We start from the raw sequence: 25372 nt of genomic DNA, 5'->3' as shown, positions 1-25372 counted from the left end.
GAGTTCACCGGCGGCGCTCCCTCTTGTACTTGGCGTTCAGGCCGTGCGCGAGCGGATCGAGTTTGCGGTTGGCGAACCGGCCGTACAGGGCCGCGATCACGAACGTCGACACGAACTGCAACAGGCCGAAGATCAGCGCGACGTTGATGTGGCTGCCACCCAACCGGTGATCCATGAAGCCGCGGGCCCAGTTGTTGCAGGCGACGTACGCCAGGTACCACGCCATGAAGGCGATCGTCCACGGTACGACGAAGTTCTTGTACCGCCGCTTCAGCTCTTTGAAGTCGGCCGCGTCGTGCACCGCCTCATAGGCGCGGGCGTCCCGCTCGCGCACCACTTCCTCGTCCATGAGTTCCCCTTCGGTGGACTAGAACAGGTGCACGTTAGCCGCAAGTCGCCTGTTTCTGACCTTCCGCAACCAAAATGTTTCTACAGATGCGGTGCCACCGGGGCGTCGATCGTACGGCGATAGTTCGCGAACTCGCTCGGGTGCGCGCGGAAGCAGTCGGTGAAATACGGCATCCGCAGCGCCTCCGGGGGCCGGGCGGTGTGCTCGTAGATCAGGTCGATCTGGTCCAGGACCTGATCCCGCCGGGTGTCCTTGAGGACGGCGACCCGCGAGTGCGACTGGGCCAACTGCCGCAGTCCGTCGCGGTTCAGGTCGTGCCAGTGCCGGAACCGGGTGCTCTCCGGCGGCGTGAACAGGTTCGACTGCTCCAGGATCGGCACCGGATCGAACCGGTCGCTGCCGCCGACGCCGTCACCCTGCATCACCTGCCAGATCCGGCGGACCCACGGGACCACCGTGTCCGCGTTGTTCCAGAGCAGACCCAGTACGCCGTTCGGGCGCAGTACCCGGGCGATCTCCGGCAGCGCGCGGGCGTGGTCGAACCAATGGAAGGCTTGTCCAACGATCACCGCGTCCACCGAGGCGTGGGCGAGCGGGATCGACTCCGCGGCTCCGACCATGGTGTCGATACCGGGCCGCCGGCGGCACACCTCGAGCATCTCCTGCGACGGGTCGACGGCGATCACGTCGTGCCCGAGTTCGGCCGCGACCGCGGCGAGCTTGCCGGTGCCGGCGCCCAGATCGAGCACCTGCAGTCCGCGGCCCGGGCCCAGGATCCAGTTCAGCGCCTCGACCGGGAACGTCGGCCGACCCACCTCGTACGCGGCCGCGACCGCGCCGAACGACTTGGCCCGCGCGGCGTGCGCGCCGTTGTCTGCGCCGTTCTCCGGGGCAGCGGCGGAGTCCCCGGCCGGATCATTGGTGGTCATCACGGTAAATCATGCCCCAGGGAACGACACAGCGGAGCGTGTGGTACCTGCTACTCGCCGAGTTTCTTCTGTTCGATGTGCGCGTTCAGCGCGGCCAGTTCCGGGTGCTCGTCCAGAATCGCGACCAGTTCGGCGCAGCCGAGCCTCGTCGCGCCGAAGTCCTCGATGAGGGCGTCGAGCAACTTCCAGTCGTCCGCGGTGTCGAGCGTGAGCCGGTACTGCGCTGCATTCTTGGAGCCGCCGGACCACGGGAGATTGAGCAGCCGCATCTCGCCGGACCGGTTCTGATGCAGGTACGGCGTCACGTGCTCGCGATCCGCCGTGAGCGTGGCCTTCGCCTCCGCGTCGTACAACCGGGCGGTGGAGAAGATCTCGAAGTCCATGCCCCGCGGGTACGTGCGCTCGAGACAGTTCGAGATGTACAGGTCGAGGTCGTTCTCGGCGCGCCACCGATCGACGCCCGCGGCAACGATCTCGGGATCGATCAGCGGGCAGTCGGACGTGACCCGGACGATCGCGTCCAGGTCGTGCTCGCGGGCGGCGCCGGCGAAGCGGCTCAGTACGTCGTCCTCGCTGCCGCGGAAGACCGGGATGCCGTCCTCCTGGCACACCTGCACCACCAGGTCGTCGTGGACGTTCGTGGTGGTCGCGACGATCACCGGCAGGCCGGTGCGGCCCAGCCGGTCGAGGTGATGCTCGAGATAGGAGCGCCCGGCAACGGCCAGCAGCACCTTGGCCGGCAGCCGGGTGCTGGTCACGCGAACCTGCGTGACGATTCCGATCTTCAGTTGTTCCATCGGAACATCTCCCGGATTTCTGCGGGTCCGGCGACGTGGTCGACGCCCAGTTCGGTGTCGGTGAACTCACGGGCGACCGCCGGCGGGACGTACGGCTGGTCCAGCTCCGGCCACAGCCGCTTGATCCGCGCCTGTCCGCCGAACGACGGGTGCTCGTTCTCCAGCACCATGGGATCACCGTAGACCCCCGCGCCCAGGCCGAGCGAGGCGCCGTACAGAACGGCGGAGCTGAGCCGGTTGGAGGCGACCCGTTCGTGCTTGCGGAGCTCGCGCAGCTGCTTGACCAGGAACTTGGCGTCGGTCTTGCGCCAGTGCAGGCCGCGGTAGCCGTGCGTGATGACCCGGAATCCGGCGTCCTGGTAGACGTTCCGGATCGCGGGCTTGTCGTATTCGTTCCAGTACAGGCAGACGGTCACCGGGCCGGTCTCGTGCTCGTTGATCGAGGCAACGATCCGGCCGTGGTCGCCGAGCACGTGCTGGCCTTCCCAGCCGTGGAACGGGTAGAAGATGGTGCCCTTGGCCCGTTTCGCGGGGGTCGCCAGTTCGGGATGGGTCTTCAGCAGGTACAGCCAGACCGAGCCGATCACCGAGTAGTTGCGCAGGCCGAGCGCGTGGCCGCGGCGGCGGACGCTGTCCGACCAGACGAACTTGGGCATCCCGGGCGCGAAGTTCGTGCCGTGCGCGAAACCGTCGAGGATGTTCCAGCCGTGCTGCAGGTAGCCCCAGATCCGCGGTGGTTTCGGGAGTCCGGCGTACGTCGCCATGATGTCGGCGTGCCCGTAGAAATGGTTGGCGTGGTGCATCAGCGCCGTACCTTCCTGAGCACCCGCTTGAGGCGGCGGCGGATCACCCGGGCCGGGTTGAGGACGGCGTGGCCGACGCGATAGGGGAGCGAGCGGCGGATGCCGCTGACCGTGCCTTCGAAGAGGATCGCGCGGGCGCTCGCATGGGCGAGCTCGTCGGCGAGTCGGGCGACCGTGGTCAGCTGCTCGGCGCTGCCGCGCGGGCGGACGACCTCGTCCGGGGTGTACTCCTGCTCGGGCACGGTGATCCCGGCCATCGCCGCGAGCCGCGCGGTCAATGCGTGCGGGTCAGCCGCCGCGGGCCACGGCTGCCGCCCCCCACCCTCCAATGCCCGCCGAGCAAACCGCGCCAGGTGCTCGACGACATCCAACTCCTGCGGCTCCCCAAACAACCGGTACGACGCCGCGCCCGAACCCACGCCGTCCGCCGCACGGTCCAGGATCACGTTGTCGGGCGAGCCGGCCCCTCCCGCACCCAGCCAAGCCACGTACCCGGGAATCACCCGCCGCAGTTCCGCCTGATCATCACAGCGCAAGGCCATCAGGAGGTGCTCCTCCAGCAAAACACCTTCGCCCTCCGGCACCACACCGGCCGGCAGCACAGCAGGCGCCTCGGTACCGATCACGAAGTACCAGGCAGGTGCCAGCTCGAACGCCAACCCCGCCGCAGCCGCATCCAGCACCACGCGGTACGGGTCCATCAACACCGGACCGTCGTTGCGCGCAGCAACAGCCCGAGCAGCGACGACACCCGCGAACCCATCCACCGCGGCGAGCGCGACATCCGCCTGAACGAGCGAAGGGAAAACGGCGTACGCCCGTAGGTCTCCGGGCTGACGGACGTCGGCGGGTCCGTGGCCACCCTCCGCCCCTCCGTGGGCGAAGCCGGCCGCCCGGAGGGCGGCGGCGAGCGGTTTGAAGCCTGCCGGAGCGCGGTCCTCCGCGGCTCGGCCCCAGTCCTCGTCGCGGGGAAGCGCCGCCGTGATGTCTGGCTGAATCAAGCGCTCGAAGCCGAAGGAGTTCGTGGCGCCGATCAGCAGTCGCCCACCCGGGGTGAGGAGCGCCTGCAAGCGCCCGAGCGCCTCGGTCCACGGGAAGCTCGCGGTGTCGGGCCCGACCAGCCGCTCGAGGCCGTCCAACGCGACGACCACGTCGTAACCGCGGCCCGATTCGCCTGCGGGCTCGTCCTTTCCCTCGACCGAGAAACGGTCGAGGGACCCGCAATAGACCTGACCCTTGGCGTCAGCCAACACCTCGGCGAGTTCCTCCGCGTCCGGGGCCGAGCGGACCAGCAGGTCGACCGACGTGACCTGCGCGACGGCAGCCGTGATCAGATCGGCGGCGTGCGGGCCGGCGATCAGGACGGTGTCGTCGGGGCGGAGGGTGGCGGCCAGGAGCGCTGTGGCGGCCGGGCCGGCGGCCGCGGGACGGGCGTCGCCCGGGTGCAGATCCGACCAGTTGAGCATCTCGCCGCCGATCAGGTTCGACCGGGTCACATCCGTCACCTTCGTGGTCTGCGTTGTCAGTTCGTCGTGGGTCGTCAACAGCTCACCCTGCCCCAGCTCCCCGCGACAAGTGGTTTGGGGAGTCCTGCCCACCTGAAACGACCAGCAGAACTCCCCACATCACCAAGCCGGCCGACGAGCCTAGGGCGCGGGTTGCTGAGGTATGCAGGAGTCATTGGTCGACCAGGTTCAGGAGCGTGTCGATTACCCGGTCGACGTCACTGTCGGTGAGATCCGGGAAGAGGGGGAGGGAAAGTTCTTCGGCGTAGAAACGTTCGGCGTTCGGGCAGAGGCCGCGTTGGTAGCCCTGGTGGGCGAACACCGGGTGCCAGTACACCGGGATGTAGTTCACCTGTACGCCGATCCCCGCGGCCCGCATCGCCTCGAAGACCTCGCGCCGCCGGCCGTCGAGGACGCGAACCGGGTACAAGTGCCACATCGGGTCGACCCCGGCGCGCTGCACCGGCGTACGCAGCCCGTCGGCGTCGGCGAACGCCGCGTTGTAGCGGGCGGTGATCTCGGCCCGGCGGCGCTTGAACTCCGCGAGCCGGCGTAGCTGGGACAGCCCGAGCGCGGCGCCCAGGTCGGTCAGGCGGTAGTTCACGCCGTACTCGTGGACCTCCTGGTGCCACGGCCCTTCGTCGGTCAGTTCGAAGCGTGAAGGGTCCCGGACCAGGCCGATGAAGTGGAACTCGTGGGCGCGCTGCCCAACGACATCATCTCTGCAGACCACCGCGCCGCCTTCGCCGGTGGTGAGGTTCTTGGTGGGGAAGAAGGACATGGTGGTGACGTCGGCGAGGTCGCCTACCGGGCGTCCGTACGCCGAACCGCCGACGGAATGCGCTGCGTCGGCGAGGGTGCGCGCGCCTACTCGGTCAGCCAGAACCTGCAGTGCCGGGTAGTCGGCGGATTGGCCGGCGTAGTCGACTGCGGTGATGACCCTTGACCGATCCGACAAAGAAGCTTCGACGGCAGCCGGGTCGAGCAGGCCGGTTTCGTAGTCCACGTCCGCGAACACCACGCGAGCGCCCAGCATCGCGGCGCAGGAGGCGGTGGCTACGAAGGTCATGGGGGTGGTGACGACCTCGTCGCCGGGGCCGACGCCGAGGGCGGCGTACGCGATGTGCAGGGCCGCGGTGCCCGAGGTGCAGCTGACCGCCCGGTGTCCGCCGGCGAGCTCGGAGATCGCGTTTTCGAACGCGGTGACCGTGGGTCCGGTGGTCAGCCAGTCGCCGCGCAGTACGGCGGTGACCGCCTCGATGTCCTGTTCCGAGATCGACTGGCGCCCGTACGGAAGCACGTCAGTCGTCGCTCTCGAGGATCTTGCGGATCTCGTCGATCGAGTACCACTGGTCGTTGGTGTCCGAGGCGTAGTGGAATCCGTCCGACACCGGCGTACCACCGGTCGGCGGCTGGTAGCCCCAGGTGGCGAGATCGGGCTGCAGTACGAAGCGGTCGCCGAGGGACAGCGCGCGGCGGCCTTCCTCCGGGCTGATCATCTCCTCGTGCAGCTTCTCGCCGGGGCGCAGGCCCACGTCGTGCATGGTCGCGCCGGGCGCGATCGCCTCGGCCAGGTCGGTGACCTTCATCGACGGGATCCGCGGCACGTACAGCTCGCCGCCGGTCATCAAGTCGAACGAGTCGACCACGAACTCGACCGCCTGCGGCAGCGTGATCAGGAACCGGGTGCAGCGCAGGTCGGTGATCGGCAGCGACTGCCCGGCCGTGTGCAGCGCGCGGAACTTCGGGATGATCGAGCCCCGGCTGCCCATCACGTTGCCGTACCGGACGACGCTGAAGCGGGTGTCGTACGCCGCCGCGTAGTGGTTCCCGTTGATGAACAGCTTGTCCGCGGTCAGCTTGGTCGCGCCGTACAGGTTGATCGGGCTGGACGCCTTGTCCGTGGACAGCGCGACGACCCGCTTCACGCCGGAGTCGATAGCCGCCTCAATGACGTTCTGCGACCCGATCACGTTGGTCTGGACGAACTCCCACGGGTTGTACTCGCCGCTGTCCACCTGCTTCAAGGCGGCTGCGTGCACGACGTAGTCGACCCGGTGCATCGCCCGCAGCAACCGGGCGCGGTCACGGACGTCGCCGAGGAAGAACCGCAGCCGCGGGTCGTCGCCGAACGACTGGCGGACCTCCCACTGCTTCAGCTCGTCGCGGCTGAAGACGATGATCCGTCGCGGGTTCAGGTGATCCAGCGCGTGCCGTACGAACGTCCGGCCGAACGACCCGGTACCGCCGGTGACCAGGATGTCGGAACCGGTAAGGATTGACACGCGAGCGGGACCCTTCTGACGGACAGTTCCGAGCTGCACACACGCAGTACGGACCTCGAAACAATAGCTGCCCGGTGAACGACCAGCTCAATCCACCGTCTCAGCGCAACATGATCAAACGTACGCTGGGGCCCGTGAAACGCGTCGGGGTGCGATGTGATGTGGGGCCGGCCCGGGGCGTCGGTCACGTGATGCGCTGCCTGGCCCTGGCCGAGGAGGTACGCCGCCGCGACGTCGAGCTCGTCTTCGTCTGCGACGCGCACACCGTGCCGTGGGCCGCGGAGCAGATCGCCTCCCGCGGGATCGCCGTACAGCCCGCAGTGTGGGGGTCCGCCGAGCATGTCGAGCTCCTCGATCGGCTGGAGCTCGACGCGGTGGTGTTCGATTCGTACGACCTGGACGCGTCCGTGTACGCCGATGTCCGGGCGACCGGTCTGCCGACGCTGGCGATCGTCGACGGTGACTTCCGCGGAGCCGAGGCGGACGTGCTGGTGGACCAGAACCTCGCGGCCGAGCTCGACCACCCGCTGCTGCCGCGCGACTCGATCCGCCTCGCCGGCCTGCCGTACGTGATGATCCGCGACGAGATCCTCGACCACCGTCCCGCCGCGCCGCCCGTCGACCGGCAAAGCGCCGTACCGACGGTGTTCGCGTTCTTCGGCGGCACGGATGCCTTCGGCGCCGGTCCGTACGTCGCCCGCGCGCTGGCCGCGACCGGTCTGCCGTTCGAGGCCACCGTGGTCGCGCCCGGGCCGGATCTCGCCGCGAAGATCGCCGCCGTCGAACTGCAACCGCACCAGCACCTCGACGTCATCGGGCCGACCGATCAATTGGCGGCCCGAGTACGTGACGCGGACCTGACGATCAGTGCTTCCGGTACGTCGACCTGGGAGCTGTTGTGTCTCGGGGCTACCGCGGGACTGGTGTGTGTGGTCGACAACCAGGAGATGGGCTACGAACGCGCCGTAGATACCGGTGCAGCCGCCGGGCTCGGCCTGCTGAGCGCGCTGCAGCATGACACCTCGGAGGCGGTCCCGACGCTCAAGCGATTGCTCACCGACTCCGCCGAGCGGGGGCGGCTCGCGAGGGCCGGGTGGGAGCTCGTCGACGGCCGCGGGCGTGAGCGAGTCGCCGACGCCCTGCTGCAGCTCATCTGAGTTCGTAGATCGTCGCGTCCAGCGTGGCGTGCCGCAAGCGGACGTAGTTGCGGAGCGCAGGGGACACGTAGCCGGCCCGGTGGTCGGCGTACAGCCAGCGCACTCCGGCCTGCCGCAGGCGCTCGATCGCTGCCGGGGTGGGGGCCTTGAACGCGATGTCGTTACCGGCGAGATCCTCGCTGTTCCAGTAGGGGATGAGGCTCGGGTTGGTGTTGCTGGTGAGGGCGATCCGGTTCGCCTGGTTGGAGTACGACCAGCCCTCGATCAGGACCGGACGCTCGGACAGCGCGGCGAGCCAGAAGTGCCGGCTGTCGCAGAGACCGTCGCGTTCGATGATGCAGTGCGCGTTCGTCGCGATCAGGTCGCCCGGCGCGCTGTTGCGCCGCAGCCATTGCGCCGCGCCGGCCTCGGCCGCCGTCGCGCCGCCGCGGAACGGGTGGGCGAAGACCAGGTTCGATGCCTTGTCCGACACGAAGCCCTGCAACGGCACCAGGGTCGCGCCGATCATGCATGCCGCCACCGCGCCGCCGAGCAACGCGACGAAGAAGTTGCCCGGTCGGCGCGCCAGCTTCCACACGACGGCCACCAGCAGCGCGACAGCCGCCACGGCACCGGCCGTCCACACCCACGGGCCCTTGATGCCGGGCAGGTCGGCGGACTGCGACCGAGCGACTGCGAGGGCCACCAAGCCGAGCAGTCCGGCCGCGCCGACGAGCACCACGGCCCGCCGATCTCCGAGCCGCCCGACCAGATTCGCCAGCCCGACAACCGCGAGTACGGCGATCACCGGGAAAGCCGTCCGCAGGAAGTACAGCTGACTGACCCCCGACTGGGTCGTCAGCAAGGTGCCCAGCAACCCGGCGACGGCGACCCCGGCCAGGAACACCGCACCGGAGTCCCGCCACCTCCGGCCGAGGAAGAACAGCCCCGACGCAGCCAGCGCCCAGCTCAGCAGAGTCGTTGCCCCCGACAACAGTTGCGCATGCGGGTTCGACGCCAGCATCGGGTACGGCGCCAACTGGACGAACGTCTCGAACGGCTTGATCTCCGTCCCCCACGTGCTCCCGCCGAAGATCGCGATCAACGCCGCCACGAACACCGTCAGCGACAGCAGTCCGCCGAGAAACGCAGGCCGCGTACTCCGCCGCGCCAACCCCAGCTGCAGGAACGCGAACGCGAACCCGGCACCCACCAACGGCAGGATCGTCGACTTCGCCCCGGCCGCGATCAGCGCGAGCAGCACCAGCAGCACCCACCGCCCGCACGGCCTGCCGTCGGCCCGCAGCAGGTCCACCGCCACCACGCACAGTGCCAGCGCGATCAGGACCCCGAGGTTCTGCGTCGGACTCAGGTACGCCGCGACCGCGGTCGAGATCCCGCCCAGCCCGACGCCGGCCAACGGCTGCACGGCCCCACCGAGACCGGCGACGAGCACCGCGAGCGGTCCGGCCCACGTGGCACCGGATTCGGCGGTCGGGGCCAGGCGACTGGTCAGCGCGAACACCAGCCCGCACCCGGCGAGGAACAGCGGCAGCCAGCTCAGCGAATGGATCAGATCGGTCAGGTCGATCCGCGTCCCCCACTGCGTCGCGGCCGTCGCCTGATGGAAGAACGTGTGGTACTTCATCGGCTCGCCACCGAGCCACAACGTCGAGATCGGTACGTCGTACTTCGCGCTCGCCGCCAGCGCCTGCTGGAAGGCGAGGTCGGGGTACGCGCGCAGCGGGTCGGTGTACGCCGGGAGGAACTGTCCCGGCCCGCGCCGGTACACGATCAGCAGCACGACCGCCGTCGACGCCGCGAGCAGCCAGGCCTGCAGCGGGCGCAACGGCTGCTCGACCCGCCGCCAGACCCGGGCCCGCGCGTCGCCGTCCACGAAGGCGATGACCAGGACCACGGGCGCCCACACCCACGACCACGCCTGCAGCCCGATCGACGCGCTGGCCAGGTAGACCAGAACCTGGCCCGCCGTGCCGACCGCGAACCCGGCCGAGAGGTCCTCCACCAGGTTGCGCCCGTATCCGCCGAGCAGCCGCCAGAGCGCGAACCCGGGCAGCGTCACCGCAACGGCCGTGAACAGCACGAACCGGACAACCTCGAAAACCGTCGCGTGCAGCGCGAGCAGCACGATCGCCAGGAGCACGACCGCGAGCCCGGCGACCAGACCGGAAAGGGAAGGCCCCGCAGTCCGCGGCCCCCGCCGCCTCGCTTTCGCGCGCATGTCGTAACACTAATGTGAAATCAGTCGCGCCACGAATGCAAAGTGTCACTCCTTGTGAGGCCCCGGAGAGTAGGCCTCGCCCCACGCCTGGTAACTCTGATGCCTTAAGCTCTGCGGCCTATGAGTTGGTACGACGCCCTTGAAGCCGGTGAGCTGACGATGCGGCCGTCCGTGGACGCGGCGAAGCGGTTCGGGGTCTCCATCGACCGGATGTCGGTGTCCGCCTCGGCCGGTACGCCGCTCGCGGAGGTGCTGGCCGCGGTCGAGAAGTCGACCGCGGACGTGATCGTGCTGCGCTACCCGGCGCGTGAGACCACCTGGTTCGCCGCGCTGGCCGACGGTCCGCGGAAGGCGTTGCTGGCCGACGCCGTCACCGGCTGGGTGCTCCCGGTCGGCAAGGGCCGGCGACCTGCGCCGCTGGCCGGCTTCACCGCGCAGCTCGAGCCGGAGGTCGACGACGACCTGGTGGACGACCTGGTCGCGGACGTCTTCGGCGACTCCGGCAACCACTACTGCTCCAACCCGATGTTCGACCGGGCGCTCGCGCTGGCCGGGCGCCAGGAGTGGGCCCGGCGGCGGATCGGCGCAGCGGGCGCCGTCGTACTGCGGGGTCCGGATCGGCGGGTGCTCGCGCTGGCTGCTGTCGACGAGCAGCGGTCGTGGACCGAGATCCAGCTGGCCGGCGTCGTACCGGCCGAGCAGGGTCGTGGCCGGTACGGTCACCTGCTGGCCGCGATCGAGGACGTCTGTACGACGCGACGCCTGGTGGTGACCGCCCAGGCGCATCAGATCGGCATCCAGCGGGTCTGGTCCCGCTACGGGTTCGAACCTGTGCATAACCTCCTCACGGTCCACCTCGTTGCCGCTACGTAGATCTTCAGCGACCGCGGAGGAGGGCACACCGGAGTGACGCCGCGGTTGAGCGTAGTGGTGCCTTTCTACGGCGTCGGCGAGTATCTCGGGGACTGCCTGGAATCGATCGCCCGACAGGCCTGGTCCGATTTCGAGGCGATCCTCGTCGACGACGGTTCGCCGGACGACAGCGCGGTCGTCGCGAAGGAGTTCTGTGCCCGGGACCCGCGGTTCCGGCTGATCCAGCAGGACAACGCAGGCCCCGGTCCGGCCCGGGACGCCGGCATCCGGGAGGCCGCCGGCGAGTACCTGGCGTTCGTCGACGGCGACGACCTGGTCTCGCGGTACGGGTTCGGCGCGCTGGTCCGGACGCTGGACCGCACCGGTTCGGACATCGCCGGCGGTAACGCGCGGCGGTTCAACAACAGCTTCGGCGTACGGCCGTCGTGGTTGCACAAGCAGCCGTTCGCACGGGTCCGGCACGCCACGCACGTCACCGAGTTCCCCGATCTGGTCCTGGACCGGATGCTCTGGAACAAGGTCTACCGCCGGTCGTTCTGGACCGAGTACGGGTACACGTTCCCGCCGATCCGGTACGAGGACTACCCGGTCGCGCTCAAGGCGCACCTGGACGCGGTGACCGTGGACACGATCACGCAGGCCGTCTACTACTGGCGTGAGCGCGAGTCCGGCGAGTCGATCACGCAGCAGAAGTTCCAGCTCGGCAACATCCGGGACCGGGTGACCTCGGCCGGGATGGTCGTGGACCTGGTCGAGGACGCCGTACCGGTGGTCCGCCGGCGGGTGCACGCGCATCTCGCGCAGATCGACGTACTGACGCTGATGTCCGCGTTCGGCACCGTCCCGGCAGACGACGAGCAGGCGCTGGTGGATCTGTCCCGGGAGCTGCTCGACCGGCTCGACGAGGACGTTCTGGCCGCCACACACCGGTACGACCGGATCCAGCACGCCGCGCTCCGATCCGGCGATGTGGAGCTGCTCCGACGGCTCGCCGACTTCCGGAACTCGGGCGGGCTCCGCGGCGGGGCGCGCGCCGTACCGCGGGCCCGGCGGCTCGAGTACAACTACCCCGGCCTCGGCGAGTCCGCCGTACCGCGGGCGCTGTACCAGCTCCGCGAACAGGACCTGACCCTCGCGACGAGCGTGCGCGAGGTGGGTTGGGTCGACGGCAAGTTGTCGGTCAAGGGCACCGCGGAGATCCGCCACCTGGAGACGTTGTGTACGTCGACCCTCGACGTCGCACTGGCCGTCGGCAAGACGACGTACCCGCTGGAGGTACGTCGGTACCCCGCGTTGGACCTGCACGGGGACACGACGCTCGTCGGGTTCGAGGTGCTGCTCGACCAGGAGCTGCTCAGCCAGTGCACCGGCGCGCCGGCGCACTTCGAGGTGCGGATGCGGTCAGGGCGGCGGGAGCGGAAGGGCATGCTCGGCAGTCAGGGCCCGGGGAGTCCCGGCTGGCCGCCCGGTGCGTGGATCGACTCGGAAAACTGGATTCAGCCGGGGCCTGGGAGGTACGGCTGGTTCTCGCTGCGACGGCTGACGGACCCGTGCCGGTTGACTTCGGTCGAGCTGACGGCCGACGAGCTGGTGCTGCACGGGCGGGCCTCGTTCGACGAGCCGGAGCTGTACCTGAGCCGGCCGGTCGTCGGTGGCGAGGAGGAGGTTCCGTTGGAGATCGACGGGCGTGACTTCACCGCCCGGGTGCCGATCCAGGACATCCTCGCGGCCGCGAACCACGACGACCCCTTCGGCCAGCGGACGACCCGGGTGTTCCGCGTCCGCGGACCCGAGGGCGAGCAGCGCGTGCTGCTGTGGACCGCGAGCGACTCGGCGGTCTCGCGGGTCGTGGACGACCGGGTGGTGACACTGACCCGCTCGACCGGCGGGTACGTGAATCTGCACGAGTCGCCGATCCGGACGACCGCTGTGGCGGCGGTTGTCGAGGGCAACCAGTTGTTGGTGAGTGGCTTGGAGGGTCGCGATGTCACGTTCAGCTGGCGGCGGTACCTGGCCGACTCCGACGAGCATCTCGACGTCGAGTGCCGTCGTACCCTCACCGCCGATGGCTGGTCCGCGGCGGTCGACGTGGACGCTTTGATCCCGGTGACCGCGGTGCAGGTCTCGGTCGATCCGTTGGCCGCGCTGGCCGACTGGATCCTGTTCGCCACCCCTCCAGACGGTGCGGCGCACGCCGTACAGTGCGAGCCGTTCCTGTGCAGCCGGTTGCCGTTGGCAATAACACACGGCACTCACGGGTCGCATGCGCTCGCTGTTCGACCCCATGCCGGTACTCTGCACGTCGAGGTGCGCTGATGCATCACCACAACCATTACTACGGTCAGACGCACATCCTCTCCCGGTACGCCGGGTTCGATTTCGACCACCCGCCACGGCTGCGGGGCTACCTGCAGCACGGCTGGAACATCGGCTGCGGCTGGAACCCGGTGCACGAGTTCTACGACGGCGCCTGGCGGTTCACCTGGAGCGATGCGCCGCGACGTCGCGGGCACTCGCTCGGGCGACGGAACTACCACAGCATCGGTGCGCCGTTCCTGTACCTGATGGAGCTGGAACCGGAGCCGGAAGAATTGGTCGAGCGTGAGGGCACCTTGTGGTTCCTCTTCCACGGGTGGGAGGGCGGCAAGATCCACGGCGACCACCAGCGGCTGATCGACGAGATCCGGGAGACCGAGCCCGGCCCGGTCACCTTTTCGTTGTATTACACGGAATACGACCGGCCAGAGGTGCGCGGCTTCTACGAGGACGCGGGTTTCCGGGTGGTGTCGTTCGGGCGCCGCGGGTTCTCGTACGAGGGCACCGACCGGCGGTTCCTGTTCAAGCAGCTGTCCGAGCTGCGCAAGCACAAGCGGGTCGCGGCCAACCGGCTGTCGACCGCGATCTTCTACGGCGTCGCGGCCGGGTGCGAACCGGCGGTGTACGGCGACCCGATGGAGATGGACGGCGAGAACCCGCTGTTCGGCGGCCAGAGCCGGATCGAGCGGCTCTGGCCGGAAATGCTCGGAAAGACCGTGGATCTCGAAGCGGCCCGGGCGACCACCGACCTGGAGCTCGGCAAACCCTGGATGATGCCGGCCGCGGAACTGCGGTCGCTGTTCGATTGGAGAGAGCGTGTCTGAGCCGGCTTCTGGGGTTCAGGTCGTACGCGGCGAGATGCAGCCGTGGACCGATCACACGACGCCGCGGCCGGCGCTCGCCGCGCTGCTGACCGACGTCGTACCCGCCAACCGGCGGACGCTGATCCTCGGACCGCATGCCCCGCAGCTGATCGAATCGGTGCTCGCACACTCCGCGGACGTGACGATCCTGGTCCGCTCGGTCGCCGACGCGCAGCAACTCGGCGAGGACTTCGGGCCGTGTTTGCAGGTGATCGCCGGCGCGCTCGACGGTCTGCAGACCGAGCCGTACGACGTGATCATCGCTTCCGACGGACTCGATCGGGTCCTCGGGTATGACAGCGCCGACCTGTCGTGGACCGCGCGTTTGACCACGCTCGCTGCGTTGGCGGCTCCGGACGCGGTCGTCGTACTCGGGCTGGAAAACGAGTTCTCGCTGCTCAACCTGCTGGACAGCAGGCCCGCGGACGAACGCCACGGTGACGACGAGTGGCGTCCGCTCCACGACGACCCGACCCGCCCGGTCTCGGTCGACCAGCTCAAATCCGCGCTGCCGTGGACCGCCGAGGTGTACGCCGACTTCGGGTCCCGGACCTTCATCCGGGCCGACGTCGCGGCAACCGCCCGCCCCGGCGAACTCCCCACCCGCCTGGCCGGCACCGCGCTGGAGTCGGCCGACGTCCCGCTGCTGTCACCGGCCGCTGAGGGAGTAGACACCGCCGCCCGAGCCGGCCTACTAGCCGCAATCCCCACCAACTGGCTAGCAATCACAGGTGCCGCCGCCACCCACGACATCTACGCCCAAACAGCCGAATCAGTCCTCACCGCAGACCAAACTCTCACCGGCTGGGACACCACCGTCACCGACACCCCCGCCCCGACGGCCACCGCCACTCGGCCGGCCGGCTCCGCCGACGCGGGCGGCGCGCTCCTCTTCGACCCCTCCGTTGTCCCCGCCACCGTCCCGTCGGGTGTCTCGGTGGAGAGTGTGCTGTTCCGGCTCGCGTCGGCTGAGGATGTGCCTGCTTTCCGCAAGCTGGCGGCTGATCTCGGGGACTGGGTGACTGCCTCTCGTGTGATCGTCCGGTGGGACGACGTGATCTACGACGGCGACTCCTTCGCGTACGGCGTCTCGGGCTGGGTGGCCGAGGACTCCGTCGACAAAGAGGACCTGCTGGCCGCCGCGTGGGCGCGGTTCCACGACCGCCTGATCGGTCAGCACCGCCGCCACCCGTGGCCGCCGTGGATGCTCGGCGACGACCTCGTCTCCGCGTGGCTCGGCATGTCCGGCGTCGAGCCGCCCGAGTCGACCCCGGCCACGAGCCCCGACGCCCTGCCCGCCACCACCGAACAAGTTGCCCGCGGCAAGGAGCTCGCCGCCGCGCTGGACGTCGTACTGGAGACGAGCACCACCACAGTCGACGTACGCACGGCCGTCGCAGAAGCCGAGGAAGCCAAGCAGGAGCTGTTCGAGCTGAAGGGCCACGTCTACGGCCTCGAACGCACCCTCGGCTTCCGCAACAAGGCGATGAAGACCCGCGAGAACCGCATTCGCGAACTCCGCGGCCAGCTCCAGCGGCTGACCACGGCCCACGAGCGGATCCGCGGATCCCGCACGTACGCCGTCTCGCGGGTGATCTTCCACGCCGCCCAGATCCGCAAGCCGAAGGTCGTCGCCCGCAAGCTCGCCCGCCGGATCAGGAAGCGATGAGGAAACCACGCCTGAGCGTGGTAGTGCCGTTCTACAACGTGGGGGCGTACATCGGGGACTGCCTGGACTCGATCGCGCGGCAGACCTTCGGCGACTTCGAGGCAATCCTGGTCGACGACGGTTCGCCGGACGACAGTGCCGTCATCGCGAAGGAGTTCTGCGTCCGCGACCCGCGGTTCCGGATCGTGGAGCAGCAGAACGCGGGCCTCGGACCGGCGCGCAACACCGGCGTCGAGCACGCGTCGGGGGAGTACGTCACCTTCGTCGACAGCGACGACCTGGTCACCCGGCACGGGTTCGGGATGCTGGTCCGGTCGCTCGACCAGACCGGGTCGGATTTCGCCGCCGGCAACGCGCGACGGTTCAACAACAGTTACGGCGTACGGCCGTCGTGGTTGCATGCGCAGGCGTTCACGGAAAATCGCCTGGCCACGCACATTTCCGAGACGCCTGAGTTGGTGCTCGACCGGATGGTGTGGAACAAGGTGTACCGGCGGTCGTTCTGGGACGAGTACGGCTACCGGTTTCCGGCGATCCGGTACGAGGACTACCCGGTCACGCTGAAGGCGCATCTCGACTCGGTCACCGTCGACACCCTCGCGGCGCCGGTGTACTTCTGGCGCGAGCGCGAGTCGGGCGACTCGATCACGCAGCAGAAGTTCCAGCTCGCGAACATCCGCGACCGGGTCGTCTCGGCCGGTCTGGTGCTGGACGAGATCGAGGACGCGCTGCCGACGATCCGGCAGCGGGTGCACGCGCATTTCCGGCAGATCGACCTGCACGCGATCCTCTCGGCCTTCGGCACAGTCCCGCCCGAGGAGGAGCAGCACCTGGTCGAGCTCACCACCGAGCTCCTCGATCGTCTGGACGAGGACGTGCTGGTGAGCTCGCCACGCCTCGCCCAACTCCAGTTCGCCGCGCTGCGGGCGGGCGATCTCGAACTGCTGCACAAGATCGCACTCGACCCGGACGCGGTTCTCGAACACCTGGAGCTCGCCAAGGCCGACCTGACGATGGCGACGAGTGTCCGCGAGGTGACGTGGATCGACGGCGAGCTGTCGATCCGCGGTACCGCCGAGATCCGGCACCTCCAGTCGACGCCGTCGAACCTCCGGATCGACTTGGTGATCGCCGGGAAGAACTTCCGGCTTCCGGTACGGCGTTTTCCGGCGACGGACCTGCGTGGCGAGGAAAGCCTGGCCGGATTCGAGGTTCGTGTCAGTCGCGAGCTGCTCGCCAAGTGCACGGCCGGCCCGTCGCACTTCGACGTACGGCTGCGGGCCGGTGCGATCCGGCGGCGAGACCTGTTGCGCGGCCAGAAGGCCGGCAGCCCGGGATGGCCGCCCGGGTCGTGGATCGATGGCACGAACTGGATCCAGCCCGGTCCGGGCAAGGACGGGGCGTTCGCCGTACGGCGGTTGGCGGATCCGTGCCGGTTGACGTCGGTCGAGCAGACCCCCGACGCGCTGGTACTGCACGGGCGGTCGACCTTCGACGAGCCGTCGCTGTTCGTGAGCCGGCCGTTGTCGGGTGGTGAGGAAGCGGTGCCGCTCGAGGTGAACGGCCGGGACTTCACCGCGCGGTTGCCCATCGGGCCGATCCTCGCGGAGATCAATCCGGACGACCCGTTCAGTCAGCGGACGACGCGGGCGTTCCGGGTCCGTGGGCCGGAGGGGCAGGAGCAGGTGCTGTTGTGGACGGCGGGCGATCGGCTGGTCTCACACGCCGAACGCGGGCGTGCGGTGATGCTGACCCGGTCGACCGGCGGGTACGTGAACCTGCACGAGTCCCCGATCCGGATGACCGCGACCGCTGCGGTTGCTGCGGGCAACATGTTGGTTGTGCGGGGCCCCGACTGGGGTGACGTCGACTTCAGCTGGCGGCGGTACCTGCCGGATTCCGACGACCACGTGGACGTCGCGTGCCGACGTACCGTCTCGGACGACGGCTGGGCCGCGGTGGTGGAGATGGCAGCGCTGGAGCCGGCGGACTGGATCCTCTTCGCCACCGCACCGGACGGCACGTCCCACGCAGTCCACTGCGAACCATTCCTCTCCAGCCGCCTGCCCCTGACCGTCAACCGCTCCCCCCGCACCCTCGCCGTACGCCCCCTAGCCGGCACCCTCCACCTCGAGGTCACGTAAGCCTCCCAGGCGACGCGGTGGTTAGCGCCTGGCGACCAACAGTTGGTGGGTGACTGGCCAGTCGACGGGGTCGCCGGCCGGGGTGGTGATGGTGGCTACCGGGGCGATGCGGTTGTCGACGACCCAGTCGTTGCGCCAGGCGGTTGAGGACGGGTCGATGGTGAAGCCGGCGCGTTCGGCGACGGCGGTCCAGCCGGCGAAGTTCAGGCCGCAGAACTGCTCGTGGGTCTCGCTCAGCCAGTTGTCGACGTAGTCCTTGCGGGTCAGGAAGTCCATCGCGTCGGCGAGCCGCAGCACCAGCCCGTCGGCGCGTACGTCGTACTCGAACGGCACGTGAGCGTTCCGCCGGAAATCGTGTGCGAACTGGAAGAACCGTGCGCGCGTCGACAGTTTTCCGACGTACGCCGCGGGGTCGTCGAGGGACTCGAGCTCGGTGAGGTCGTCCGGGTTCTCGCCGTCGCTGTCGTCCAGCTGCAGTACGACGGTGCGGTCCGGCTCGTCGGGGCCGCAGACGTCCGAGTTGATCCAGACGCCGTTCGGGGCCGTGTGCGCGAAGAGCGCGTCGGCGAACCGTTGGACCGTTTCGGGACGCGAGCCATCGGCGTACGACCAGATCTCGTGGGTGAGCGCGAGCGTCAGCGTGGTGTCGATCGACCGGGCCGGGAAAACGGCGGAACCCAGCATGTTGCGCTGGTAGAAGTAGACGTTCGGGTTGCTGAACAGACCCTGTTCCTTCTTGTGCTCGCATTCGGCGAACAGGTGCCGCGCGACCTCGACGCCGATCAGGTCCGACTCGTGAAAACGTGGGTCGGCATCAATCAGTTGCAGCGTCGCACCGGTCGCGCAACCGATGTCGAGAATCCGGCCAGGACGCACAAACGCCTTGATTTGTTGCCATTTCCGGTCAGCGGCGGTCTCGAACGCGTCGGCGTACGTCTTGTAGTCGCGGGTCGTGGTCAGTCCGCCGTCGTCGCCGACCACCGGATCGTTCACGCAGCGCGCGACGTGCGCGTCCAGGGCGTAGCGCTCGAACACGTCCACAGTCGCCGGATGCGCGAGCTCCTTCCACTGCTCGTTGCCCGCAGCAATCATCAGCAGGACGTCCCACGGGCGCTGGATACCGTCGGGCTCGACGCCGATCACGGAGTACCCGAGCTTCTCGTACAGCTTGCTCACCTCAGGCGTCGAGCACGCCACGATCGTGTTCTCCGGCGTCAACCGCACGAGGTCGTCGGTCCCTGCCTCGATCGCCTTCACCGTCACCTCGGCGAACTCGTCCGTCGGCGGCGTGTCGACCACCCCGACCACCAGCGACCGGATTCCCTCGGCCACACTGAACCGCTCGATCGCCGCCTCCCGCCGATCGAACGCCACCGGATTCCGCTTCGTCGTCCGGTGATTCGCCGACGTCACCGCCCACACCACGGTCCGATCCGCGAACTGCCGCAGAAAGTCTCCTTGAAACCGCGTCAACACATGATGCCGCCCCGGAAACAGCAAGTACTCGGTCACAGCAGCCAACCCTTTCCTGCGTAGCCCGCGTTAGAGCAAGTCCCAAGTGAGTGGGGTGCCGGCTTTGACGTCGGTGCGGAAGGGGCGGCCGTCTACCTGTGCGAACAGGTCGGGAGCGAGGCCGCCGGCTGGGCGGATCGAGCGGACGTTCTCGAAGGTGATGAGGTCGCCGGCGCGGACGTCCTGGGTGACGAAGAGGGAGCGGCGGAAGCGGAGGACGTTCTGTTCGGCCTGTTTGGGGCCGATGACGGGAGAGCCCAGGGAGAGTTGGGCCACGCGGGTGCTCTCGACGAGCAGCTCCAGCTCCCACGGCTCCAGCGAGAACGCCGAGTCGACACCACCGTCGACCCGCTTCAGCGTCACGTGCTTCTCGATCACGGTCGCACCGAGCGCGACCGCGGCCACGGCGGCGCCGATCCCCATCGTGTGATCGGACAGGCCGACCTGTACGCCGAGAGCGTCGCGAAGGACCGGGATACCGCGCAGATTGGACTGCTCGGGCGGCGCGGGGTAACTCGCCGTACAGGACAGCACGATGATCTGCTCGTTGCCGGTCGACCGTGCGGCGCGGACCGCGGCGTCGATGTCGGTGAGCGTCGCCGACCCGGTGGAGATGATGAGCGGCTTCCCGGTCTCGGCCATGCCCCGGACCAGCGGCAGGTCGCCGATCTCGTTCGACGCGACCTTGTACGCCGGTACGTCGAGCTTCTCCAGGAAGTCGATCGCGGTCGAGTCGAACGCGGACGAGAACGCGACCAGGCCGAGGGACTTCGCGAGCTCGAAGATCGGCTCGTGCCACGCCCACGGCGTGTGCGCCTCCTCGTACAGGTCGTAGAGCCGCGCCTCGCTCCACAGCTCGTGTTCCGCCGGCAGCCGGAATGCCGGCAGGTCGAGGTCGAGCGTCATCGTGGCCGCGGTGTACGTCTGCAGCTTCAGCGCCTGCGCACCGGACTCGGCGACCGCGCGGACGATGTCCAGCGCCCGCTCCAGGTCGCCGTTGTGGTTCCCCGACATCTCCGCGATGACGAACGGCTGGTGATCCGGCCCGACCTGCACGCCGCCGATCTCGATGAAACTCATGTCGTCCCCTGGGTTCTACGGTCCTGCTTGCGCAGGCTGATCGGAATCACGGTGATCTCGCGTCCGTCGGCGTACCGAGTCTCCGGCGTACCCTCGGCGAACCGGAAGCGCCGGTTCATCTGCCGGACCACGGTGTTGTGTTCGAGCACCTCGCCGGTGAGGACGTCGAGGCCGAGCTCGTCGAACGCGTACGTCGTGGCCTCGCGCATGATCTCGATCCACGCCGGGAGGGTCTCGCCGCGCTCGGCCAGCCCGTCCGCGTCGAGGAAGAACCCCCACGCGCCCGAAGCATCCTCGAGGTCGAAGAAGTTGACGACCCCGGCCGTCACGCCGTCGCGCAGGTAGATCAGCACCCGCCGGGACGGATCGACCGACGTCTTCGCCCACCACGCCGCGTGCTCGTCGGCCGTGATCTCGTGCGAGGTGATGCTCACGTCGCGGTTCGCCTGCTGATTCCGCAACCGCCGGATCGTGCCGACATCGTCTTCGGTCGCGGAGCGCAGCATGCTCTTAACCTAGGGCATGGCTGGTGATCCAGCGCCTACTGCGGGGCACTCGGCACGGCACCTCGCCGCACGGGTGCAAAGGCCACGATGCTCCGCATCGAGACCTTCGCCCCCGCACGCCGAGCTACCGCACCGAGCACCTCCTCGCTACGGCGCTGGACCACCAGCCATGCCCTAGCGCCTTCTCTTCGGGTGCCCTGATGTGTAAACATCTTTCGACTTCACTGTGAACGACGGTCGGAGAGTGACATGAGAGTCTGGCGAGCCATGGGTGTTCTGGGCGTGACAGCGGGGCTGTTGCTGAGCGGATTGACCGGTACGGCGTCAGCCGCCGAACCGCAGAACTGTGCGCCCAGCGCGTCCACCCCGCTCCGGCAGTTCCGGGCGACGTGGATCTCGTCGGTGGTGAACATCGACTGGCCGTCGAAGACCGGGCTGAGCGCGGCGCAGCAGCAGACCGAGCTGGTCGGCTGGCTCGACGACGCGGTCCGGCAGCATCACAACGCGGTCGTCCTCCAGGTCCGCCCGACCGCCGACGCCTTCTGGCCGTCCAAGGTCGAGCCCTGGTCGCGATACCTGACCGGCACGCAGGGCGGAGACCCCGGGTACGACCCGCTGGCCTTCGCGGTCGCCGAGGCGCACAAGCGCAACCTCGAGCTGCACGCGTGGTTCAACCCGTACCGGCTCTCGATGGGCACCGACATCAATGCGCTCATCCCGACGCATCCGGCCCGGCAGCACCCGGACTGGGTCGTCACGTACGGCGGGAAGCTCTACTACAACCCCGGCATCCCGGCGGCCCGCAAGCTGGTCGAGGACGCGATCATGGATGCGGTCTCGAACTACGACATCGACGGCGTGCACTTCGACGACTACTTCTACCCGTACCCGGTGGCCGGTCAGGTCTTCGACGACGCCGCGACGTACGCGCAGTACGGCGGCGGCTTCTCGAACATCGCCGACTGGCGGCGGAACAACATCGACCTGCTGATCCAGGAGCTGAGCCAGAAGATGCACGCGCTCAAGCCGTGGATCAAGTTCGGCATCTCGCCGTTCGCCGTCTGGCGGAACAAGGCGACCGACCCGGAGGGCACCGACACGACGGCCGGCGTGCAGACGTACGACGACCTCGCGGCGGACACCCGGAAGTGGGTCCGCGACGAGTGGATCGACTACATCGTCCCGCAGGTGTACTGGGCCGGCGGGTTCGCGCCCGCGGACTACAACAAGATCGTGCCGTGGTGGGCGGAGCAGGTCCGCGGTACGCACGTCCACCTCTACATCGGCGAGGCGACGTACAAGGTCGGTACGTCGACGCAGTCGCCGGACTGGTCGGACCCGGCCGAGCTGAGCGACCACCTGGCGTTCGACAGCACGATCCCCGAGGTGAAGGGCAACATCTTCTTCTCCGCGAAGGACGTCCGCGCGGACCGGCTCGGTGCGACCACGCTCCTCAACAACACCTGGTACACGCGGCCGGCGCTGATCCCCGCGATGCCCGCCCTCGACTCGCGGGCGCCGCTCCCGGTGCACGCGGTCCACGCGTCGCGGACGAGTGACGGCGTACAGGTGAAGTGGTCCAGGACGTCGCAGGACACCACGTCGTACGCGATCTACCGCCGCGAGCTCCGCGGCGGCGACCTCTGCCCCGACAACGACGCCCGCAACCTCGTCGCCACCGTCCGCTCCACCGGCGCGGCTCAGTCCTACACAGACACCACAGCCACACCCGGCACGCCGTACATCTACTCCGTCACGGCCCTGGACCGCCTCGCCAACCAGAGCATCCCCATCCCCACAGTCACCACCAGCTGAGCCGCTACGGGCTCTTGAGGCCTGGTGTGGTGGTTATCTGCGTCGGGACGGGGGTGGTGGGGAACGTCGGGGTGGTGCTGGTTGGCAGCGGGCCGGTCGGGACGGGCTGGGTCGGCTGGGTCTGGCCGGGGAACTGCGTGCCCGTCGGGAAGCTGGTGGAGGGGGACGCCGGCGTCGACGGGAACCCGGGGGTCTGTGTCGGGAAGCCTGGGGTCTGGGTGGTCGGCGTGGGGAAGCCTGAGGTTGGGGTGCCTGTGGGGGACGGTGTTCTCGTGGGGAACGGGTTTGCTGGGGGCGGCGGGTAGATCTGGTAGACGCGGACGGTTCCTAGCTGGAAGCGGAGTTCGGTCAGATTGTCCAGGTTCTTCGGTGGGGCGCTGACGCGCTCGTCGAGCAGCAGCCATTGGACGCCGTACGTCGTACGCAGCGTCTCGATCAGTTGGCGGCTCGGGTTGCTGAAGACCTCGTCGTTGAGCCGCAGTTCTTCCTGGTTCCAGTACGGTCCCTGCACGCCCGCGGGGTAGGTGTCGTCGACGCGCGCGCGGTACGCCCAGCCCTCCACGAGCACGCGGCGTTCGGCGTACCCGGAGATCCAGTACGAACCCGTCTGGCAGTGCGACGCCCGCGCCTGGTGGCAGTGCACGTTCGTGGCGATCCGGTCGTTCGAGCCTGAGTTGCGACGGATGAAGCGCGCCGCATCGATCCCGCCTGGTGCGATCGACTCGTACGCCGTCAGCGGTGGGCTCGCGAACCGCCGTACGGACGCCACCGTCGGGGACACCGTCGTACCGACCAGCACTGCCACCGCGATCACAGCCCAGGTACGTCGGGAACCGCGCAGGACGAGCCCGAATACGCCGATCCCGAGCAGCGCGATCGCCAGCGCGACAGCGAGCCCCTGGCCGAAGCAGTTGGTCGAAGTGCAGGAACGAGGCGTCTGGTGCCGGCCCCAGTAGATCGCGGCGACCCCGATCGCGATCGCGACCCCGGCGATCCAGTACTGCCGGCGCTCGAGCGAACCCAGCCCCCAGGTCGCGAGCAGGACGCCGAACAGGAACCCGGTCCGCACGAAGAACAGTTGGGTGTCCCCACGATCGGCCAGCAACGACGCACCCAGCACCGCGGCCACGAATCCGAACACCAGGAACACCAGCATCGGATCCCGGGCCACCCGCCGCTTGATCAGCAACGCGCCGACCACCGGCATCACCCACCCGACGACGACCACGACCGCGATCACCGCGACCGCGGACCCACCACCCATCCGATCCGCGAGACTCTCGAACGTCGCGCCCGGATCGAACCGCACACTCGACGCCGCACCCCGCAGTACGAAGAAGAACGTCAACGTATAGGCCGCCGCAACACCGACGCCGAGCACCAGCGCACGCAGGTTCAGCCGGCCCGCACGAACCGTGAGATAGATCCAAGCGACCGCAAGCCCCGTCGCGTACACCGGCAGCGTCGTCGCCTTCGTCAACGCCAATGCGGCAACCAACACCCCCGCAGTGACAAAGAGCCGGAACAACTGAGCCCGCGTCGCGCCCGACCGCCGTCGCAAGAGCAACGTCGTCACGGCGATCAACGGCAGCAACAGCACCGTCGAGAACGCCTGTGGCGGATTCGTCAGCCCACCGAGCGAGAACGGCCCGTCCGCGAACACCCGGTCCGACACGGCCCACGGCCAAGCCACCAGATCGCCACCGGCCACCACGAGCCCGGCGGCAATCGGACCGGCGACCGCACGACCGGTCAGCAGCATCCCGACCGCGGCCGCGCCCAATACGGTCAGCAGGATCCAGGCGAACGGCGCCATCCGATGCGTCAGTACGTCGAGCGGCACGTTGGTGATCCAGTGCGTGGACGCGATGTGTTCGTACGCCGCCCAGTGGCTGGTCAGCCAGCCGCCATCGGCGTACGGGACCTTCGGCGGGAAGTGGTGCGTGACCTCGCCGGCCAGTGCGAGATTGTGCGGAGCGTCCGAGTTCGGCCGGAGCGCGTCCGACCCGTCTAGCGGGACGAGTTGCGAGCCGACCCGCACGAACCAGGCCGCCGCGACCCCGACCGCGACCATCATGCCGGCCATCGACCACCACGGCGTCGGCCGCTCCGGCAGCTTGCGACGCGGCAGCGCCCGCCACATCCCGAACGCCAGCGCCGGCATCAGCAACGCCGCGAACGGCATCTTGAACAGCATCCCGATCGGGTAGAGCAACGCCTCCACGGCCAGGCCGAACGCCGTACCCAGGATCACGTCCGCCGACAGCCAGCCGACGCCGCCGGTCAACCGCCGCCAGAACATCGTGCCCGGTACGACGATCACGATCAGCAGGTAGCCGAGGTACGCGGCCGGCATCCACGGTGGTTGCTCCTGCAACGCCACGAACCAGGCCAGTGGAAGCACCGGCAGACTCGCCCACGCCGCGGTCCGCCTACCCCGTCCGGCCGCTGTGATCATCGGAGCAGTGTATGAGTCGGACGAGACCGGATAGTGGCCGGTGAGGCGTTTACCAGCGGGAAGTTCACGTTTACACTCTGTAATCTCCCA

General features: G+C 68.8%; 19 protein-coding genes. 7 read left to right on the top strand and 12 right to left on the bottom strand.

Features of this window, described 5'->3' with window-relative positions:
- Window positions 1-4: 4 nt before the first annotated feature.
- From ACWF0M_RS08145 to pseB, 7 genes are all read right to left on the bottom strand, one after another.
- The gene (locus ACWF0M_RS08145) at window positions 5-349 is read right to left on the bottom strand and encodes a DUF485 domain-containing protein (protein ID WP_134130290.1); all 345 of its coding nucleotides are present in this window, start codon (window positions 347-349) and stop codon (window positions 5-7) included.
- Window positions 350-429: 80 nt separating this feature from the next.
- Window positions 430-1278 (bottom strand): class I SAM-dependent methyltransferase, encoded by an 849-nt coding sequence (locus ACWF0M_RS08140; protein ID WP_452234912.1) that lies wholly within the window; start codon window positions 1276-1278, stop codon window positions 430-432.
- A gap of 50 nt (window positions 1279-1328) precedes the next feature.
- Window positions 1329-2075 carry a cytidylyltransferase domain-containing protein gene (locus ACWF0M_RS08135; protein ID WP_452234911.1) on the bottom strand — a complete coding sequence of 249 codons (747 nt, stop codon included), beginning with the start codon at window positions 2073-2075 and terminating at the stop codon, window positions 1329-1331.
- A complete protein-coding gene (locus ACWF0M_RS08130; protein ID WP_452234910.1) occupies window positions 2063-2878 on the bottom strand; it encodes a hypothetical protein in 816 nt (271 codons plus the stop codon). Before ACWF0M_RS08130 ends, ACWF0M_RS08135 begins: the two co-directional genes overlap by 13 nt.
- On the bottom strand, window positions 2878-4422 hold the full coding sequence (locus ACWF0M_RS08125) for a hypothetical protein (RefSeq protein ID WP_452234909.1): 1545 nt from the start codon (window positions 4420-4422) through the stop codon (window positions 2878-2880). The genes ACWF0M_RS08130 and ACWF0M_RS08125 overlap by 1 nt, the downstream gene beginning before the upstream one ends.
- 133 nt (window positions 4423-4555) lie before the next feature.
- The gene (locus ACWF0M_RS08120) at window positions 4556-5683 is read right to left on the bottom strand and encodes a DegT/DnrJ/EryC1/StrS family aminotransferase (RefSeq protein ID WP_452234908.1); all 1128 of its coding nucleotides are present in this window, start codon (window positions 5681-5683) and stop codon (window positions 4556-4558) included.
- A 1-nt stretch (window position 5684) separates the two neighbouring features.
- Window positions 5685-6668: a UDP-N-acetylglucosamine 4,6-dehydratase (inverting) gene (pseB, locus tag ACWF0M_RS08115; protein ID WP_452234907.1), complete on the bottom strand. Its 984-nt coding sequence runs from the start codon at window positions 6666-6668 to the stop codon at window positions 5685-5687.
- Between the two features lie 134 nt (window positions 6669-6802).
- Between pseB and ACWF0M_RS08110 the strand changes: the two genes are divergently transcribed.
- Entirely contained in the window at window positions 6803-7825 is a 1023-nt protein-coding gene (locus tag ACWF0M_RS08110) for a PseG/SpsG family protein (RefSeq protein ID WP_452234906.1), read from the top strand.
- Here the strand turns inward: ACWF0M_RS08110 and ACWF0M_RS08105 are convergent.
- Window positions 7818-10046: a hypothetical protein gene (locus ACWF0M_RS08105; RefSeq protein ID WP_452234905.1), complete on the bottom strand. Its 2229-nt coding sequence runs from the start codon at window positions 10044-10046 to the stop codon at window positions 7818-7820. The genes ACWF0M_RS08110 and ACWF0M_RS08105 overlap by 8 nt on opposite strands.
- A gap of 120 nt (window positions 10047-10166) precedes the next feature.
- Between ACWF0M_RS08105 and ACWF0M_RS08100 the strand changes: the two genes are divergently transcribed.
- Genes ACWF0M_RS08100 through ACWF0M_RS08080 form a run of 5 tightly spaced genes read left to right on the top strand, consistent with a single transcriptional unit; the run spans window position 10167 to window position 17911 of the window.
- On the top strand, window positions 10167-10919 hold the full coding sequence (locus ACWF0M_RS08100) for an N-acetyltransferase (RefSeq protein WP_452234904.1): 753 nt from the start codon (window positions 10167-10169) through the stop codon (window positions 10917-10919).
- A gap of 33 nt (window positions 10920-10952) precedes the next feature.
- A complete protein-coding gene (locus ACWF0M_RS08095; protein WP_452234903.1) occupies window positions 10953-13235 on the top strand; it encodes a glycosyltransferase family 2 protein in 2283 nt (760 codons plus the stop codon).
- A complete protein-coding gene (locus ACWF0M_RS08090) occupies window positions 13235-14059 on the top strand; it encodes a hypothetical protein (RefSeq protein ID WP_452234902.1) in 825 nt (274 codons plus the stop codon). Before ACWF0M_RS08095 ends, ACWF0M_RS08090 begins: the two co-directional genes overlap by 1 nt.
- Window positions 14052-15767 (top strand): hypothetical protein, encoded by a 1716-nt coding sequence (locus tag ACWF0M_RS08085; protein ID WP_452234901.1) that lies wholly within the window; start codon window positions 14052-14054, stop codon window positions 15765-15767. Before ACWF0M_RS08090 ends, ACWF0M_RS08085 begins: the two co-directional genes overlap by 8 nt.
- Window positions 15764-17911 (top strand): glycosyltransferase family 2 protein, encoded by a 2148-nt coding sequence (locus ACWF0M_RS08080; RefSeq protein ID WP_452234900.1) that lies wholly within the window; start codon window positions 15764-15766, stop codon window positions 17909-17911. The genes ACWF0M_RS08085 and ACWF0M_RS08080 overlap by 4 nt, the downstream gene beginning before the upstream one ends.
- Window positions 17912-17932: 21 nt before the next feature.
- On the opposite strand, the gene ACWF0M_RS08075 is transcribed toward ACWF0M_RS08080, so the two are convergent.
- The 3 genes from ACWF0M_RS08075 to ACWF0M_RS08065 are packed head-to-tail and all read right to left on the bottom strand — an operon-like array spanning window position 17933 to window position 21009.
- Complete coding sequence (locus ACWF0M_RS08075) at window positions 17933-19423, bottom strand: class I SAM-dependent methyltransferase (RefSeq protein ID WP_452234899.1); 1491 nt, start codon at window positions 19421-19423, stop codon at window positions 17933-17935.
- A 30-nt stretch (window positions 19424-19453) separates the two neighbouring features.
- The gene (gene pseI, locus ACWF0M_RS08070; RefSeq protein ID WP_452234898.1) at window positions 19454-20503 is read right to left on the bottom strand and encodes a pseudaminic acid synthase; all 1050 of its coding nucleotides are present in this window, start codon (window positions 20501-20503) and stop codon (window positions 19454-19456) included.
- Window positions 20500-21009 carry a GNAT family N-acetyltransferase gene (locus ACWF0M_RS08065; RefSeq protein WP_452234897.1) on the bottom strand — a complete coding sequence of 170 codons (510 nt, stop codon included), beginning with the start codon at window positions 21007-21009 and terminating at the stop codon, window positions 20500-20502. Before ACWF0M_RS08065 ends, pseI begins: the two co-directional genes overlap by 4 nt.
- 249 nt (window positions 21010-21258) lie before the next feature.
- Between ACWF0M_RS08065 and ACWF0M_RS08060 the strand changes: the two genes are divergently transcribed.
- Complete coding sequence (locus ACWF0M_RS08060; protein WP_452234896.1) at window positions 21259-22824, top strand: glycoside hydrolase family 10 protein; 1566 nt, start codon at window positions 21259-21261, stop codon at window positions 22822-22824.
- Between the two features lie 4 nt (window positions 22825-22828).
- On the opposite strand, the gene ACWF0M_RS08055 is transcribed toward ACWF0M_RS08060, so the two are convergent.
- On the bottom strand, window positions 22829-25282 hold the full coding sequence (locus ACWF0M_RS08055; RefSeq protein ID WP_452234895.1) for a hypothetical protein: 2454 nt from the start codon (window positions 25280-25282) through the stop codon (window positions 22829-22831).
- Window positions 25283-25372: the final 90 nt, after the last annotated feature.

Source organism: Kribbella sp. NPDC055110 (assembly GCF_053607525.1).
Note: the sequence above shows the minus strand (reverse complement) of the source record. Positions and strands in the feature narration are given on the sequence as shown.